Source organism: Burkholderia sp. AW33-5 (assembly GCF_053427615.1).
Window position 1 is genome coordinate 135,779 of the sequence record NZ_JBSAXA010000014.1, and the last position, 15,988, is coordinate 151,766.

Sequence of the window (15,988 nt, forward strand, 5' to 3'; positions counted from 1 at the left end):
AACATGTCCACAGCAACACACGCCGTCGTCCAGGAATCGAAGGTTCGTACCGTGTTCCGGGTCGTCAGCGGCAACTTCCTGGAAATGTACGACTTCATGGTCTACGGGTATTACGCGTCGGCCATCGCGAAAACCTATTTTCCGAGCGGCAACGCGTTCGCGTCGCTGATGCTGTCGCTATCCGTGTTCGGCGCGGGCTTCCTGATGCGCCCGGTCGGCGCGATCGTGCTCGGCGCATACATCGACCACCACGGCCGCCGCAAGGGGCTGATCCTGACGCTTGGGCTGATGGCGCTCGGCACGCTCACGGTGGCCGCGATACCCGGCTATGCGACGATCGGCGTGCTCGCGCCGGTGCTCGTGCTGCTCGGCCGGTTGCTGCAGGGCTTTTCCGCGGGCGTCGAACTCGGCGGGGTGTCGGTCTACCTGTCGGAAATCGCGACGAAGGGGAACAAGGGGTTCTATACGTCATGGCAATCGGGCAGCCAGCAGGTGGCGGTCGTGTTCGCCGCGTTCGTCGGCGTGCTGCTGAACCGCGCGCTGCCGGTCGAGGACATGACTGCGTGGGGCTGGCGCATTCCGTTCCTGATCGGCTGTCTGATCGTCCCGTTCCTGTTCCTGATCCGTCGTTCGCTGAAGGAGACCGACGAATTCCTTGCGAAGCGTCATCGTCCGACGATGGGCGAGATCATGCGTTCGATGCTCGAGAACTGGGGTGTCGTGATCGCCGGCATGGGGATGGTGATCATGACGACGGTGTCGTTCTACATGATCACGGCCTACACGCCAACATTCGGCAAGGAAGTGCTGCACCTGTCGTCGCTCGACGCGCTCGTCGTGACCGTCTGCGTCGGCCTGTCCAATCTCGTCTGGCTGCCGTTGTCCGGCGCGCTGTCGGATCGCATCGGCCGCCGCCCGGTGCTGATCGCGTTCACGGTGCTCACGCTGCTGTCGGCCTACCCGGCCGTGCTGTGGCTCGTGGCCGATCCGTCGTTCCTGCGGCTGCTGGCGGTCGAGCTGTGGCTGTCGTTCCTGTACGGCTCGTACAACGGCGCGATGGTCGTCGCGCTGACCGAAGTCATGCCGGCCGACGTGCGCACGGCCGGCTTCTCGCTCGCGTACAGCCTCGCGACGACGATCGGCGGTTTCACGCCGGCGATCTCGACGTTGCTGATCCACCAGACCGGCAACAAGGCGGCTCCGGGGCTGTGGCTGAGCGTCGCCGCGATCTGCGGATTGATCGCGACGCTCGTGCTGTATCGCACGCCCGAGTCGCGCAACCAGTACAAGGCGGCCTGACGCCACCCGCGTCGCATTGCGTCGAATGAAAAAAAGGAGCGCGTCGCGCTCCTTTTTTTCATCCGCGCTCGGCCGGGGTCAGGCGTCGCGCAGCGCGCCGGCGACCGCCGTCGCCACGTCGAGCCATTGCCCCGGTGCGGACTGGCGGGCGAGCCGCGCGTGCGGATACCACGGGCAATCGTCGCCGGTAAACCAGCGCCAGTCGGGCGCGAACGGCAGCATGATCCACAGCGGCTTGCCGAGTGCGCCCGCGAGGTGCGCGACCGCCGTGTCGATCGTGACGACGCCGTCGAGCCGTTCGATCAGCGCGGCCGTGTCGGCGAAGTCGTTCAGTCGCCCGTCGAGGCGATGCACGCGCGGATGCGCGTCGACGCGCGCACGTTCATCTTCGTCGAGCGCCGGCTGCAGCACGACCCAGTCGATGTCCGGCAGCGCGAGCAGCGGCGCGAGCGCGTCGAACGGCATCGAGCGGTTTTCCTGCGCCTGCCGGCGCCCTGACCACGCAAGACCGAACTTGCGCTTCGACTGGCCGCCGAGCGAGCCGCGAAAGCGCCGGTGCGCGCTGCCCGGCGCGTCGAGGTAGCGTTTGCCCGCGACGATGTCGGCCGGCTGCAGGCCGAGCAGGAACGGCAGGCTCATCAGCGTGCACGCGACGTCCGCCGCCGGCGGCTTCGCGGCGCCCTGTGCGACGAGCGTCACGCGCCAGCGTGCCGCGGCCGGCGCGAGCAGCGTGACGAGTTCCGGCTGCACTTCGAGCACGACGCGCGCGCAGCGCGCGCGGGCGAGCGGCACGAAGCGGACGAACTGCAGCGTGTCGCCGAAGCCTTGTTCCGCGCGGATCAGCAGCGTGCGCGACGCAATCGGCTCGCCTTGCCAGCGCGGCAGCGTGCCGAGCGGCGTCGCGCCCGGCGTGTCGTGACGCGTTTCGTATGCGGGCAGGCCGCGCGTGAAGTCGCCCAGCGTCAGCAGCGTGACGGCGCGATGCAGGTGCGCGAGTTTGAGGTCGGGAGCGACGCGCAGCGCCTGGTCGTACGCGCGCAGCGCCATCTCGTGCGCGCCGAGTGCGTGATGCGCGTTGCCGAGGTTCAGCCACGCGAGACTGAACGACGGATCGAGGCCGACCGCGCGTTCGTAATAGGGCAGCGCTTCGCGCTGGCGTGCCTGCGCGCACAGCGCGTTCGCGAGCCCGAAAAGGGCGAGCGGGAACGGCGGGTGCAGCGCGAGCGCGGCTTCGAATGCGGCGGCGGCTTCGGCGTGACGGCCGACCGCCTCGAGCGTGTTGCCGAGATTGAAATGCGCGGCGACGAAGCGCGGCTGCGCGGCGATCGCCGCCTGGAAGTGCGCGATTGCGTCGTCGGCCCGGCCCATCGCGTTCAGCGCCATCGCGAGATTGTTGTGCGCGCCGGCATGCCCGGGCCGCAACTCGAGCGCGCGATGGAATGCGGCGAGCGCGTCGTCGTGACGGCCGAGGGCATTCAGCGCGTTGCCGAGGTTGTTGTGGATCGATGCGTCGTCGGGTGTGAGCCGAAGTGCGCGGCCGAACGCGTCGATGGCATCCTCGTGGCGCTGCAGCGCCGCATACGCGTTGCCGAGGTTGTAGTGCGCGAGCGGAAATTCGGGCGCGAGCGTGAGCGCGTTGCGAAAGCGGTCGATCGCTTCGTCGAGTCGGCCGAGCGCCTTCAACGCGTTGCCGAGATTGAGCTGCAGCGCGGCATCGTTCGGGCGCAGGTCGACCGCACGCCCGACGAGATCGGCCGCCTCGGCATGCTGGCCCTGCTGGTGCCGCAGCACGCCGAACAGATGCAGTGCGTCGGCGTCAGCGGGATTGGTGGCGAGGGCGGTGCGATAGCCGTGCTCGGCCTCGGCGAGGCGGCCCGCGCGGTGCGCGGCATACGCTCGGTCGAATGCGGTATCCATGACGCGAAAACTGACGGAAAGCGCGTATTTTCCCACACTGCGCGGGGGTGCCCCAGATCGGCCGGTCGGCATATGGCCCCGTCACGCGGAGCGGCGTAGACTTGCACAATCGCGTGTCATCGAGGTTCTCATGGCTGACACACTGCTCGATATCCCGCCCGTGCTGATCGTCGGCGCGGGCCCGACCGGCCTTGCCGCCGCGATGGCGCTCGCGCGTGCCCGCGTGCCGGTGCGCATCATCGACCGGCTCGCCGCGCCCGCACCGTATTCGCGCGCGATCGGCATCCAGGCGCGCACGCTCGAACTGCTGGAGCAGCATCGCGCGGTCGAACCGTTTCTCGCGTTGGGCCATCGTGCGCATGCGGCCGCACTGCATGCGGACGGCCGCGTGATTGCGCGGCTTGATTTCGATCCACTGCAAACACGCTATCCGTATTTGCTGTTTCTCGACCAGAGCATCACCGAGCGGCTGCTCGCCGAGCACCTGGCCGGGTTCGGCGTGACGGTCGAGCGCGGTGTCACGCTGACCGCGTGCGACGCGGGCGGTACGTCGCTCGATGTGACGATCCGCGGCGCCGACGGTCGTGAACAGGCGTTCGCACCGTCGTACCTGATCGCCGCCGACGGTGCGCACAGCACGGTGCGCCATCTGCTCGGCCTGGGCTTCGCCGGGCATGCGTTCGAGCAGACCTTCCTGCTCGCCGATTTCGCGGCGATACCCGACTGGCCGGACGAGGAGATCCACCTGTTCACGACGCCGGACGGCATCGCGGGGTTGTTTCCGATGGGCGGCGGCCGCTACCGGCTTGTCGCCGACCGGCCGCCCGGCGGCGACGCACCGCCCGATGCGCGGACCCAGCCGACGCCGACGCTCGACGAATGCGAGGCGATCGTGCGCGCTCGCGTCGGCGCGTCGATCGCGCCGAGCGATCTCGCGTGGTCGGCGTATTTCCGCCTGCATAGCCGGATGGTCGAACGGTTGCGTCACGGGCGCGTGTTCTTCGCGGGTGACGCCGCGCACGTTCACAGCCCGGCGGGCGCGCAGGGCATGAACACGGGTATCCAGGAAGCGTTCAATCTCGGCTGGAAGCTCGCGCGCGTGCTTGGCGCGGGCACGCCGGAGCGGCTGCTCGACACGTATCACGCGGAGCGCCATCCGATCGAGCGTGACGTATTGCGGCAGACCGGCTTCATCACGCAGATCGTCGAAGCCGACCACGGCGCGATGAAGCTGCTGCGCGATCATGTCGTGCCGCTGCTGGCGTCGTTCGGGCCGGTGCGTGACGCGGTGCGCCGCACCGTCAGCGAGCTCGGTGTGCAATACCGGAAAAGCCCGCTCACGCTCGAACGCTTGCTCGATGGCGGGCCGCGCGCAGGCGAGCGTGCCCCCGACGCGCTCGTGCACGTGGTCGACGGGCCGCTCGGCCGGGCGCCCGGGACCGCGCGACTATACGACTTGCACGATCCGGCGAGCTTTACGCTGCTGCTGCTCGAGGAGCCGGCAGGTGCCGACACGGGCGATACGGCCGATGTGCCGCCGATGCCCGCGGACGCGCAGGCGCTCGTGCAGGGGCTGGAGCGGATCATGCCGGGCGCCGTGCGAACCTGGCGCGTCGCCGATGCCGAAAGCGACGGCACGGACGGGCTCGCGCAGGTATACGGCCGTTCGAGGCCGTCGTTTTACCTGCTGCGTCCCGATGGCTACATCGCGGTGCGCGGCCGTACCGCCACCGACGCGAACGCGCTGCTGCGCCATTGCGAAAGCTGGTTCGCGGGCCTGCCGGTGCCCGCGTAGCGGAGCGCTCAGGCGGGGGCCGCGGCCGGCGTGAGCGATGCGCGGTGCGCGGCGATCGCGTCGCGCACGATCGGCGCGGCGCGTTGCGCGGCTTCGCTCGACGGATCGTCGAGCGCGGCGAGTAGCGCGCGTCGCATCCGCGGTTCCCAGAAGCGCCGGATGTGTTCGGCGATGCCGGCCAGCGCTTCTTCGCGATCGGGCATCGATTCGAAGAACGCGCCGATCTGGTTGGCCATGTCGATCAGGTGTCCGATGTCCATCGCGTCCTCACTTGCCCGTCGTCGCGGCAGCCGGCGTGGCGGCGCGGTGCTCGAGCAGATCGAGCTGCTCCGAGTTGAAGCGTGCATACGCGCGCTGCCAGTCCGACGGCTGCGCAACCGGCATCACCTGCACGGCCGTGACCTTGTATTCCGGGCAGTTCGTGGCCCAGTCGGAGCTGTCCGTCGTGATCACGTTCGCCCCCGACTCGGGGAAGTGGAACGTCGTGTACACGACACCCGGCTGCATGCGGTCGGACACGAGCGCACGCAGTACCGTCTGGCCGGCCCGCGATTCGATGCCGACCCAGTCGCCGGTCCGAATCCCGCGATCCTCCGCATCGTGCGGATGAATCTCGAGGCGATCCTCTTCGTGCCACCGGACGTTCTCGGTTCGGCGCGTCTGCGCGCCGACGTTGTATTGCGACAGGATGCGGCCCGTGGTCAGGATCAGCGGATAGCGCTGCGTGACCTTTTCAGGCGTCGGAATGTACTGCGTGATCACGAACCGGCCCTTGCCGCGCACGAACGCGTCGATGTGCATCGTCGGCGTGCCGTTCGGTGCAGCTTCGTTGCACGGCCACTGGATGCTGCCGAGCGCGTCGAGTTTCTCGTACGACACGCCGGAGAAGGTCGGCGTGAGCCGCGCGATCTCGTCCATGATTTCCGACGGATGCGTGTAGTGCATGTCGTAGCCGAGCGCCTGCGACAGCAGCAGCGTCACTTCCCAGTCGGCGTAACCCGCGAGCGGCGGCATCACCTTGCGTACGCGCGAGATGCGACGCTCCGCGTTCGTGAACGTGCCGTCCTTCTCGAGGAACGTCGAGCCCGGCAGCAGCACGTGCGCGTATTTCGCGGTTTCGTTCAGGAAGATGTCCTGCACGACGATACATTCCATCGACGACAGCGCGGCCGCGACGTGCTGCGTGTTCGGGTCCGACTGGACGATGTCCTCGCCCTGGCAGTAAAGCCCCTTGAAGCTGCCGTCGAGCGCCGCGTCGAACATGTTCGGGATGCGCAGCCCCGGTTCCGGTTGCAGCGTGGCCGACCATGCTTCCTCGAACTGGCTGCGCACGATTGCGTCGCTGATGTGCCGGTAGCCAGGCAGCTCGTGCGGGAACGAACCCATGTCGCACGAGCCTTGCACGTTGTTCTGGCCGCGCAGCGGATTGACGCCGACGCCTTCGCGGCCGATGTTGCCGGTCGCCATCGCGAGGTTCGCGATGCCCATCACCGTCGTCGAGCCTTGCGCGTGTTCGGTCACGCCGAGGCCGTAGTAGATCGCGGCGTTGCCGCCGGTGGCATAGAGGCGCGCGGCCTCGCGCACCCGTTCGGCCGGTACGCCCGTCACCTCAGCGGTGGCCTCGGGCGAGTTCTCGGCGCGCGACACGAATTCGCGCCATTGCTCGAACGCGCGCGTGTCGCAGCGTTCGGCGACGAACGCGTCGGCGACGAGCCCTTCGGTCACAATCACGTGCGCGAGCGCATTGACCATCGCGACGTTGGTGCCGGGGCGCAGCTGCAGGTGGTGCGTGGCCTTCACGTGCGGGCCGTCGACCACGTCGATGCGGCGCGGGTCGATCACGATCAGCTTCGCGCCTTCGCGGATGCGCCGCTTCATGCGCGAGCCGAACACCGGGTGGCCGTCGGTCGGGTTCGCGCCCATCACGACGATCACGTCGGCCTGGCCGACCGACGCGAAGGTCTGGGTGCCGGCCGATTCGCCGAGCGTCGTCTTCAGGCCATAGCCGGTCGGCGAGTGGCACACGCGTGCGCAGGTGTCGACGTTGTTGTTGCCGAACGCGGCGCGCACAAGCTTCTGCACGAGGTAGGTTTCCTCGTTCGTGCAGCGCGACGACGTGATGCCGCCGATCGAATCGCGGCCATATTTCTGCTGCAGCTTGCGGAATTGCGTCGCCGCGTAGGTCAGCGCCTCTTCCCAGCTGACTTCGCGCCACGGGTCGGTGATCTTCTCGCGGATCATCGGTTTCGTGATGCGGTCCTTGTGCGTTGCGTAGCCCCACGCGAAGCGGCCCTTCACGCACGCGTGGCCTTCGTTCGCGAGGCCGTTCTTGTGCGGCGTCATGCGCACGACCTGCGTGCCCTTCATCTCGGCCTTGAACGAGCAGCCGACGCCGCAGTACGCGCAGGTCGTGACGACCGAGTGCTCGGCCTGGCCGAGCTGGACGACGGATTTTTCCTGCAGCGTGGCGGTCGGGCACGCGGCGACGCAGGCGCCGCACGATACGCAGTCAGACGCCATGAACGATTCGCTTTCGCCGGCGGCGACGCGCGATTCGAAACCGCGTGCGGCGATCGTCAGCGCGAACGTGCCCTGCGTTTCCTCGCATGCGCGCACGCAGCGGTTGCAGACGATGCACTTCGACGGATCGTACGTGAAGTACGGATTCGATTCGTCCTTTTGCTCGCGCAGGTGATTCGCGCCGTCGAAGCCGTAACGCACTTCGCGCAGCCCGACCACGCCCGCCATGTCCTGCAGCTCGCAGTCGCCGTTGGCGGGGCAGGTGAGGCAGTCGAGCGGGTGATCGGAGATGTACAGCTCCATCACGTTGCGACGCAGCGACTGCAGCCGGTCCGATTGCGTGCGCACCTTCATCCCGGCTTCGGCGGGCGTCGTGCACGATGCCGGATAGCCGCGCCGGCCTTCGATTTCGACCAGGCACAGGCGGCACGAGCCGAACGGTTCGAGCGAATCGGTCGCGCAGAGCTTGGGCACATTGACGCCGGCTTCGATCGCGGCGCGCATCACCGACGTGCCCGCCGGCACAGTCACCGGCTGGCCGTCGATTTCGAGCGTGACGTCGGTATCGGCATGCCGTTGCGGCGTGCCGTAGTCGGTTTCGTCGAACGGATCGCGCACGCGCGCCTGCGCGGCGCTCTTGCACGCGCATTGGCCCGAGCCGCAGCCGCCTTGGCGGACGTTGTTCGTGTCGAGGGACATTCAGGGCTCCTTCTGGGTCAGGCCGCGGCCTTGACCGGACCCGACGCGGCTTGCTTGCCGGCGGCGAGCCCGAAATCTTCGGGGAAATGGTCGAGCGCGGACAGCACCGGGTACGGCGTCATCCCGCCCATCGCGCACAGCGAGCCGGCGAGCATCGTGTCGCACAGGTCGCGCAGCAGCGTGACCTGTCGCTCCGACTTGTCGCCCTGGCGAATGCGTGCGATCGTCTCGACGCCGCGCGTCGATCCGATCCGGCACGGCGTGCACTTGCCGCACGATTCGATCGCGCAGAACTTCATCGCGTATTCGGCGAGTTCCGCGAGATTCGACGTGTCGTCGTGCAGCACGATGCCGCCGTGGCCGACGACCGCGCCGATCGCCGTGTACGCCTCGTAGTCGAGCGGCACGTCCCACTGATGTTCGGGCAGATAGGTGCCGAGCGGGCCGCCGACCTGGGCGGCGCGCGCGGGCCGGCCGCTGGCCGTGCCGCCGCCGTAGTCGAACATCAGCTCGCGCAGCGTGACGCCGAACGCGAGCTCGACGAGGCCGCCGTAGCGGATGTTGCCCGCGAGCTGGAACGGCAGCGTGCCGCGCGAGCGGCCCATCCCGTAGTCGCGATAGAACGCGGCGCCGCGCGCGAAGATCACCGGCGCGGTCGCGAGCGTGATCACGTTGTTGATCACGGTCGGCTGGCCGAACAGGCCAGCGAGCGCGGGCAGCGGCGGCTTCGCGCGCACGACGCCGCGCTTGCCTTCGAGCGATTCGAGCAGCGCCGTTTCCTCGCCGCACACGTACGAGCCGGCGCCCTTTGCGACGTGCAGGTCGAATGCATGCGCGGAGCCGAGCACGCGTTCGCCAAGCCAGCCGGCTTCACGGGCGCGCTCGATCGCGGTTTCCAGTGCCGCGATCGCGTGCGGGTATTCGCTGCGCACGTAGATGTAGCCGAGCGTCGCGCCCGTCGCGATGCCGGCGATGATCATCCCTTCGATCAGGCAGTACGGATCGCTTTCCATGATCAGGCGATCGGAGAACGTGCCCGAATCGCCTTCGTCCGCGTTGCAGACGATGTACTTCTGCGTCGCGCTGGCCTGCCGGACGGTGCGCCATTTGATGCCGGCCGGGAAGGCTGCGCCCCCGCGGCCGCGCAGCCCCGATTCGATCAGCAATTCGCATGCGGCGCCGCCGTCGAGCGCGAGCGCGTTCTTCAGGCCGGCGAGGCCGTCGTGCTTCAGGTAATCGTCGATCGACAGCGGATCGGTCAGGCCGATGCGTGCGAACGTGAGGCGCTGCTGGCGCGCGAGATAGGGCAGGGCGTCGACGAGGCCGACGCCGCTCGGATGCGCGCCGCCGTCGAGCCAGTTCGCGTCGAACAGGGCAGGCACGTCGGCGGCCGACAGGTTCGCGTAGCCGACGCGCCCGGCGGCCGTGCCGACCTCGACGAGCGGCTCGAGCCACAGCAGCCCGCGCGAGCCGTTGCGGATCAGTTCGATCGCGACGCCGCGCCGCTCGGCTTCCGCGACGATCGCGGCGGCGAGGGCGTCGGCGCCGAGCGCCAGCGCGGACGAATCGCGCGGAACGTAGATGCGGGTCGTCATGCGGCCTCCGGGGTGTGGGCGGTCGCGTCGGCGAGCAGGGCGTCGAACTTCTCCGGCGTGACCTTCGCGTGCAGCACGCCGTTGACCGTCATCGACGGCGATTGCGCGCACAGCCCGAGGCAGTAGACCGATTCGAGCGCGACGTCACCCGGCGCGTGCGCGTCGGCGCCATCGCCGTGCGCCGCGTCGAACCGGCAACCCGTGCGCGCTTCCGCGTGCGCGGCCAGCGTTTCGCAGCCCATGCTGCGGCACGCCTCGGCGCGGCACATCTGGATCGTCACGCGCGCGGGCGGCGCGGTGCGGAAGTGGTGATAGTAGGTGAGCACGCCGTGCACTTCGGCGCGCGACAGATTCAGTGCCTTCGCGAGCGGCGCGACGCAACCTGCCGGCACGTAGCCTGCGTCGTCCTGGATCGCATGCAGGATCGCGACGAGCGAGCGGCCGGCACGCGCGTGGCGCTCGACGAGCGCGTCGGGCGCAGGGGAATTCGGGGACATCGGTTATGCTCCTCCAAAGTCTCATATGTGCTTCTAATTCATATAGTGCACATCGGGACTTCGTCCTGATTGATTTTGAGCAACGATAAGCGGAAGATTCCGCAGTCGCAATAGGAAATCGGAGTGCATAATTGATTCGAATCGAATGCGACGCGTATCTGACCGTACGCGACACCGAGGGCCGCACCGCCAGCCTGTCGGATGTCGCCCCGTTGCTGGAGCTCGTGGCCGATACGGGCAGCATCGCGCAGGCCGCGCAGGCGAAAGGTCTGTCGTATCGGCACGCGTGGGGCATGCTGCGGGCGCTGGAGGCGTGCGTCGGCGGCGAGTTGATCGAGACGGCGCGCGGCAAGGGGTCGACGCTGTCGGAGCTCGGGCAGGCGATCGTCGACGCGCAGCGGCTCGCGCGCAGCCGTCTCGACGGTAACCTGCGCGCGCTGGCGGCCGAGGTGGCGAGCGACCTGAACCGGCGGCTCGCGCAACGCGACGGCGCCGTGCGCATCCATGCGTCGCACGGCTACGCGGTTGCGACGCTCGTTTCCGCGCTTGTCGATGCGCAGGCCGCCGTCGACATCAAGTATCGCGAGAGCGTCGAGGCCGTGCAGGCGCTTGCGCGCGGCGAATGCGAGCTGGCCGGTTTTCATCTGCCACGCGGCGCGTTCCGCGAACAGTGCGCGCAGATCTACCGGCCGTGGCTCGACGACGCGCGTCACGTGCTGATTCATCTGACGCGTCGCCAGCAGGGGCTGTTCGTGCCGCGGGGCAACCCGAAGCAGGTCGGCGGGCTCGCCGATCTCGCCCGCAACGACATCCGCTTCGTCAACCGGCAGCCGGGGTCGGGCACGCGGATGCTGCTCGATCTTGCATTGCGCGCGATCGGCATCGATCCCGAGCGTATCGACGGCTATGCGTCGGCCGAACTCACGCATTCGGCGATCGCCGCGTTCGTCGCGAGCGGGATGGCCGATCTCGGCTTCGGCGTCGAGCCGGCCGCCCATCACTTCGGGCTCGATTTCATTCCGGTCGTCGACGAGGACTATTACTTTGCGTGCGAACGCGCGCAGCTCGATTCGCGACCGCTCGCCGGCGTGCTCGCCTTGTTGCGCGATGCGCGCTTCGTCGACCGCGTCGCGCATCTCGACGGCTACGATCCGGCCGCGTGCGGGACGCTGATCGGCATCGCGGAGGGATTCGCCGGTATCGCCGGGGGCGGTATGCCGGACGGCAACGCACGGTAACGGGGACGCGCGCGAACCGCGCTGCAGCAGCGAGGGATTTGCGCTACGCTTGCCGCTTGATCAACGTTCCAACAAGCACGCCGTTCAGGCGTCATCCCGCCATGAAACTATCCGTTCCCTTCTCCGCGGCAGCGTTGACCGCAGGGCTTCTTGTTGCCGTTTCGCCGTTGGCGTTCGCGCAGAATTCACCGGGCGTGCCCGGCGGGATCCTGAGCGAACAGTTCCGCCTGAACGAGCATCCGCAGATGCCGTTCGCGGCGTCTGCGCCGTCGCAGAAATACCAGAGCGGCAAGAAGTCGGCATTGCGCCGCAAGGGTGATTTGGGAGACCCGAACGGCTGCAACCTGAAGTGTCCGATGGACACTCAATAAGCAGGCGCTGACGCGCCGGGTTGTCGACGCCGCGATCGTTTGTCCTGATCGCGCCGATGCCGCGCGGTTCTTTTCGAGCCCCGCAGGGTGTACTGCCTTGCGGGGCTCGTGCTTTGTGGGGCTCGGTTCGGTCTCGCGTGGTGCGATCTTGCGGTGCTGGCCCATGTCTGCATGGGTATAGGGTTAACCCTTGTTTTGGGAAGGATGTCTTCCTGAAACCTGCCTTATTCTTAAGCACGCGCCTACATAAACTTCGGTTTGTCAGCGATGAACGGGTGTTCACCGCGAAATCAGACAAATCTGGAGGTAGGTCATCATGAAGTCGCTCGTTCAAGCCGTTGTCGTTGCTGCTGCTCTCGTTGCCCCGGTCGTGTCGTTCGCGCAGTCCGGCTCGGCACTCACCCGCGCACAGGTTCGCGCCGAACTGGTTCAGCTCCAGCAGGCCGGTTACAACACCGCCCGCGGCGAAGATCCGCACTATCCGGAAGCGATCCAGGCCGCCACGGCGCGTGTCGCGGAGCAACAGCGCAGCGCGCTCGCCCAGGCGCAAGGCGCCGACGCCAGCGGTTATGGCGCGCAGGTGCAGGGCGCATCGGCATCGGGTTCGCGTGCGATCGGCGTGCGTCCGGCCAGCGCAGAAGAAATGAAGTCGCTGTATCGCGGCAGTTAAGCGGCGCGTCGCCCGGTGAGGCCGTGCTGCGGCTGCGATGATGCGTCGCGTGCCGGGCAGGGGGACCGTCCGCCGCGGTCGATCACTTCGCGGGCGACGTCGAACATCCGTCACCTCCTGCCGCCGGAATGCCGGCGGCATTCCGCCCGGCCCGTCCGAGGCCGGGCGCTTTTTCGGAGGGCGCGGGATGTTCGGCCTCTCCGGCAACAAAAAACCCCGCAGACTCGCGTCGTGCGGGGTTCGTGCGTCAAGCGCGGAATTTGGTGGAGGCGGCGGGAATCGAACCCGCGTCCAGAAGCGCTCCACGACTAGTTCTACATGTTTAGTTCAGTCATTTGATTTAACCGCAGCGACGCGGACGAACACGCTGCACTACGGCGATTCGCTAGATTTTCGACCCTGGCGTCGCGACGCCGACAGGGCTTAACTGACGTAAATGACCTCTGGCGGTATTGCTACCGGTCTTGCGACACTAGCCCGTCAGTGAACTAGGCAGAGGACGGCGGCCGTTAGGCTGCCAGTGCGAACGTATCGTCGTTTGCAGTTACGATTTTCCCATTGATTAACGAGGTGACGGGTCCTCGACATGCCCTAGCCGCTTCACAACCCCTGTCGAAACCAGGTCGCCCCCGCGGATAAGATCGATCATTATAGCCCAACATCGCGCAGCAGTTCGCGCAGTTCCTGCGTCGTGCCGACCAGATGCTGCGCCTGCCAGTCGGCCGGCGCGACGCCGTCACCGCAATAGCCGTACGCGGCCGCGACCGTCGCCATTCCCGCCGCGCTGCCGGCCTGGATGTCGCGAAGATCGTCGCCGACGTAGACGATGCGTTCCGGCGCGAGCGTCATTTGTTCCGCCGCATGCAACAGCGGGGCCGGATGCGGTTTCGAGTGCGGCGTTGTGTCGCCCCCGACGATGCAGGCCGCGCGCGGCGCGAGGCCGAGCAGGTCGGCGAGCGGCGCGGTGAGGCGCATCGCCTTGTTCGTGACGATGCCCCAGCGCACGCCGCGCGCATCGAGTTCGTCGAGCACGTCGCCGATGCCGGGGAACAGCACCGTGTGCACGCAGATGTCGGTCGCGTAATTGGCCAGGAACTCGTCGCGCATCGCGTCGTAGCCGGGCGATTGCGGGTCGATGCCGAATGCTCCCCCGAGCAGGCCGCGCGCGCCGGCCGATGCCAGCGGCCGCAGCAGGTCGAGCGACGTTTCGGGCAGGCCGCGCACGCGCTGCATCTTGTGAACTGCAGCGGCGAGATCGGGCGCCGTGTCGGCGAGCGTGCCGTCGAGGTCGAATAGCACGGCATCGCAGTGCAGCAGGCGCGGCGCGTCGAATGCAGGCCGCTCGGTCGAAAGGGGAATCGTCATGCCGGTCGGAGGGTCACGCGCCGCGGCGGCACGCGACGAGATAGTTGATGTCGGTGTCGTTCGACAGCGCGAAGCGCTTGCCGATCGGGTGATAGGTAATGCCCTTGATCTCCACGATGTGCAGGTCGGTCCCGCGAATGAAGCTCGCCAGTTCCGACGGGCGGATGAAGCGCGCGTAGTCGTGGGTGCCTTTCGGCAGCATCTGCGCGATGTACTCGGCGCCGATCACCGCGAACAGGTAGGACTTCAGGTTGCGGTTCAGCGTGGAGAAGAATACCCAGCCACCCGGCTTCACGAGCGTCGCGCACGCGGCGACGACGCCGGCCGGCGACGGCACGTGCTCGAGCATCTCCATGCAGGTGACGACGTCGTAAGTGCCCGGCTCGCGTTCGGCGATCGCTTCGGCGGCGATCGCCTCGTAGTCGACCGTGATGCCGCTTTCGAGGCTGTGCAGGTCGGCGACCCCGAGCGCTTCGGTCGACAGGTCGATGCCTTTCACCTGGGCACCGAGCCCGGCCATCGATTCGGACAGGATGCCGCCGCCGCAGCCGATATCGAGTGCGCGCTTGCCGGCGAGGTGTGCATGCGAATCGATCCAGCCGAGCCGGACCGGATTCAGGTCGTGCAAGGGTTTGAATTCGGCATTCGGGTCCCACCACCGATGGGCGAGGTCGCTGAATTTCTGGAGTTCGTGCGGATCGGCGTTGGTCATGTCGGCAAACGGGCTACGGAAGGAGGGCGGTGTGTCGGTACGTCAGCCCCGAGTATATAAGGGGGCGCACAACGAGGCCAGCGAGCGCCAGGACGGGCGTCAAAGAAAAAGCCCCGCCGGAGCGGGGCTTTGAAGCAGTCGAAAACCGCGGCTTACTGCGCCGGAACGGTCGTCTTCTGGACTTCTTGCGTACCGACCACTTCGACTTCCACGCGGCGGTCCGGTGCGAGGCAGGCGATCAGTTGCTTGCGGTTCTTCTGGTTGCAGCCGGTCGTGACCGGGTTGCGCTTGCCCTTGCCTTCCGTGTAGATCTTGTTGGCCGGGACACCCTTGCTGACCAGGTACGACTTGACGGCTTGCGCACGGCGCAGCGACAGACGGTCGTTGTACTTGTCCGAACCGATGCGGTCCGTGTAGCCCGTAGCGACGACCACTTCCGTGTTCATGCCCTGGATCTTCGAAGCCAGTTCGTCCAGCTTTTGCTTGCCCAGCGGCTTGAGCGTTGCCTTGTCGAAGTCGAACAGTGCGTCGGCTTGATACGTGATCTTCTGGCTCGTGATGGCCGGAGCAACCGGAGCGACCGGCGGCTGCGGTGCCTGGGCGACCAGTGCGCCATCGCACTTCGCGTTGGCGGTGGCCGGCGTCCAGAACGCGTCACGCCAGCAGAGCTCGTTCGTGCCGTTCATCCACACCCATTCGCCCGTGCCGTTCACCCAGTTGTCGTTGACGGCTTGACGCGACGCCGGCACCGACTGTGCCGAAGCGGATGCAGCCATAACTGCGGTAGCTGCAATGAACGCGAGCTTTGAAAGTTTATTCATATTTCTCCTCTCGAAATTGAGATTACCGCAGGTTTACTGCGAGCCTGTTGACGGTGACAAGTCATACATTGCTCGAAGTATAACATTGGTGCGGCACAAAAAACGCGGCACCGCTCTGTGTAGACTTCGAGCAGCGTCTAACTTTCAGTGCGTTGGCATTTTGCCATATCGTTCCCTTCCTACGAAAAAAAATCCTCCCCACCCCAAGATCGCTTCAACTTTGTGGTGCATGCGCAACACCCGCCTGCCGTAACTTTTAGAGATTGTCAAGAGCGTGTCCGCGAAATTGCATGAAAGGCGGCAAGGGTTTACGCGCGTGCGTGACAAGGAGCCGGGCGACGCCCAAGCCTTCTGAAGGGGCGCGATCATGGCCGGTTCGGGTGCCTTTTCCATGGGCGGCGATTTTTGCTGTTTACATATAGAGGGGGTGGCGAATTGGCGGTCGATGGGCGCATGTTAGAATCTCGCGTTGCGTTGCGCATGCAGCGC

Annotated in this window: 13 protein-coding genes and 1 other RNA gene; 5 read left to right on the top strand and 9 right to left on the bottom strand. The window is 67.1% G+C overall.

Translation table 11 applies throughout. The features are described from left to right. The first annotated feature begins 3 nt into the window (after positions 1-3). The gene (gene tcuC / locus ACV22V_RS22005; protein WP_059690841.1) at positions 4-1,299 is read left to right on the top strand and encodes an MFS transporter; all 1,296 of its coding nucleotides are present in this window, start codon (positions 4-6) and stop codon (positions 1,297-1,299) included. Positions 1,300-1,377: 78 nt separating this feature from the next. Here the strand turns inward: tcuC and ACV22V_RS22010 are convergent, their stop codons facing one another. Continuing rightward, positions 1,378-3,216 carry a tetratricopeptide repeat protein gene (locus ACV22V_RS22010; protein ID WP_448015549.1) on the bottom strand — a complete coding sequence of 613 codons (1,839 nt, stop codon included), beginning with the start codon at positions 3,214-3,216 and terminating at the stop codon, positions 1,378-1,380. A 130-nt stretch (positions 3,217-3,346) separates the two neighbouring features. On the opposite strand from ACV22V_RS22010, the gene ACV22V_RS22015 reads away from it, so the two are divergent. Further along, complete coding sequence (locus ACV22V_RS22015) at positions 3,347-5,011, top strand: FAD-dependent monooxygenase (RefSeq protein ID WP_448015550.1); 1,665 nt, start codon at positions 3,347-3,349, stop codon at positions 5,009-5,011. A gap of 8 nt (positions 5,012-5,019) precedes the next feature. On the opposite strand, the gene ACV22V_RS22020 is transcribed toward ACV22V_RS22015, so the two are convergent. From ACV22V_RS22020 to ACV22V_RS22035, 4 genes are read right to left on the bottom strand one after another with little or no spacing between them, the layout of a single operon-like run. After that, on the bottom strand, positions 5,020-5,271 hold the full coding sequence (locus ACV22V_RS22020; RefSeq protein WP_059699480.1) for a formate dehydrogenase subunit delta: 252 nt from the start codon (positions 5,269-5,271) through the stop codon (positions 5,020-5,022). 7 nt (positions 5,272-5,278) lie between these two features. Continuing rightward, positions 5,279-8,230: a formate dehydrogenase subunit alpha gene (gene fdhF / locus ACV22V_RS22025; protein WP_448015551.1), complete on the bottom strand. Its 2,952-nt coding sequence runs from the start codon at positions 8,228-8,230 to the stop codon at positions 5,279-5,281. 17 nt (positions 8,231-8,247) lie between these two features. After that, complete coding sequence (locus ACV22V_RS22030) at positions 8,248-9,825, bottom strand: formate dehydrogenase beta subunit (RefSeq protein ID WP_059530040.1); 1,578 nt, start codon at positions 9,823-9,825, stop codon at positions 8,248-8,250. After that, positions 9,822-10,322, bottom strand: coding sequence for an NAD(P)H-dependent oxidoreductase subunit E (locus ACV22V_RS22035; protein WP_223963233.1), 501 nt, complete (start codon positions 10,320-10,322; stop codon positions 9,822-9,824). The genes ACV22V_RS22030 and ACV22V_RS22035 overlap by 4 nt, the downstream gene beginning before the upstream one ends. Positions 10,323-10,453: 131 nt before the next feature. Here ACV22V_RS22035 and ACV22V_RS22040 point away from each other — a divergent pair, with 131 nt between their 5' ends. From ACV22V_RS22040 to ACV22V_RS22050, 3 genes are all read left to right on the top strand, one after another. Beyond that, positions 10,454-11,560, top strand: coding sequence for a substrate-binding domain-containing protein (locus tag ACV22V_RS22040; RefSeq protein ID WP_059690820.1), 1,107 nt, complete (start codon positions 10,454-10,456; stop codon positions 11,558-11,560). 101 nt (positions 11,561-11,661) lie between these two features. Next, on the top strand, positions 11,662-11,931 hold the full coding sequence (locus tag ACV22V_RS22045) for a hypothetical protein (RefSeq protein WP_059530032.1): 270 nt from the start codon (positions 11,662-11,664) through the stop codon (positions 11,929-11,931). 316 nt (positions 11,932-12,247) lie between these two features. Further along, positions 12,248-12,601 (top strand): DUF4148 domain-containing protein, encoded by a 354-nt coding sequence (locus ACV22V_RS22050; protein WP_059699488.1) that lies wholly within the window; start codon positions 12,248-12,250, stop codon positions 12,599-12,601. Between the two features lie 261 nt (positions 12,602-12,862). On the opposite strand, the gene ssrA is transcribed toward ACV22V_RS22050, so the two are convergent. From ssrA to ompA, 4 genes are all read right to left on the bottom strand, one after another. After that, positions 12,863-13,232: a transfer-messenger RNA gene (gene ssrA / locus ACV22V_RS22055) on the bottom strand. A gap of 17 nt (positions 13,233-13,249) precedes the next feature. Continuing rightward, positions 13,250-13,966 (bottom strand): phosphoglycolate phosphatase, encoded by a 717-nt coding sequence (gph, locus tag ACV22V_RS22060; protein ID WP_448015552.1) that lies wholly within the window; start codon positions 13,964-13,966, stop codon positions 13,250-13,252. Positions 13,967-13,979: 13 nt separating this feature from the next. Beyond that, the gene (gene ubiG, locus ACV22V_RS22065; protein ID WP_059530025.1) at positions 13,980-14,678 is read right to left on the bottom strand and encodes a bifunctional 2-polyprenyl-6-hydroxyphenol methylase/3-demethylubiquinol 3-O-methyltransferase UbiG; all 699 of its coding nucleotides are present in this window, start codon (positions 14,676-14,678) and stop codon (positions 13,980-13,982) included. A 152-nt stretch (positions 14,679-14,830) separates the two neighbouring features. Then, positions 14,831-15,499 carry an outer membrane protein OmpA gene (ompA, locus tag ACV22V_RS22070; RefSeq protein WP_006400736.1) on the bottom strand — a complete coding sequence of 223 codons (669 nt, stop codon included), beginning with the start codon at positions 15,497-15,499 and terminating at the stop codon, positions 14,831-14,833. Positions 15,500-15,988 lie beyond the last annotated feature (489 nt).

What these genes read in the sequence shown, in the direction of transcription:
- ACV22V_RS22035 (WP_223963233.1), bottom strand. Translation starts at nt 10,322, where the DNA reads ATGTCCCCGAATTCCCCTGCGCCCGACGCGCTCGTCGAGCGCCACGCG.
- ACV22V_RS22050 (WP_059699488.1), top strand. Translation starts at nt 12,248, where the DNA reads ATGAAGTCGCTCGTTCAAGCCGTTGTCGTTGCTGCTGCTCTCGTTGCC.
- fdhF (WP_448015551.1), bottom strand. Translation starts at nt 8,230, where the DNA reads ATGTCCCTCGACACGAACAACGTCCGCCAAGGCGGCTGCGGCTCGGGC.
- ACV22V_RS22020 (WP_059699480.1), bottom strand. Translation starts at nt 5,271, where the DNA reads ATGGACATCGGACACCTGATCGACATGGCCAACCAGATCGGCGCGTTC.
- ACV22V_RS22010 (WP_448015549.1), bottom strand. Translation starts at nt 3,216, where the DNA reads ATGGATACCGCATTCGACCGAGCGTATGCCGCGCACCGCGCGGGCCGC.
- ACV22V_RS22015 (WP_448015550.1), top strand. Translation starts at nt 3,347, where the DNA reads ATGGCTGACACACTGCTCGATATCCCGCCCGTGCTGATCGTCGGCGCG.
- ubiG (WP_059530025.1), bottom strand. Translation starts at nt 14,678, where the DNA reads ATGACCAACGCCGATCCGCACGAACTCCAGAAATTCAGCGACCTCGCC.
- tcuC (WP_059690841.1), top strand. Translation starts at nt 4, where the DNA reads ATGTCCACAGCAACACACGCCGTCGTCCAGGAATCGAAGGTTCGTACC.
- ACV22V_RS22045 (WP_059530032.1), top strand. Translation starts at nt 11,662, where the DNA reads ATGAAACTATCCGTTCCCTTCTCCGCGGCAGCGTTGACCGCAGGGCTT.
- gph (WP_448015552.1), bottom strand. Translation starts at nt 13,966, where the DNA reads ATGACGATTCCCCTTTCGACCGAGCGGCCTGCATTCGACGCGCCGCGC.
- ompA (WP_006400736.1), bottom strand. Translation starts at nt 15,499, where the DNA reads ATGAATAAACTTTCAAAGCTCGCGTTCATTGCAGCTACCGCAGTTATG.
- ACV22V_RS22030 (WP_059530040.1), bottom strand. Translation starts at nt 9,825, where the DNA reads ATGACGACCCGCATCTACGTTCCGCGCGATTCGTCCGCGCTGGCGCTC.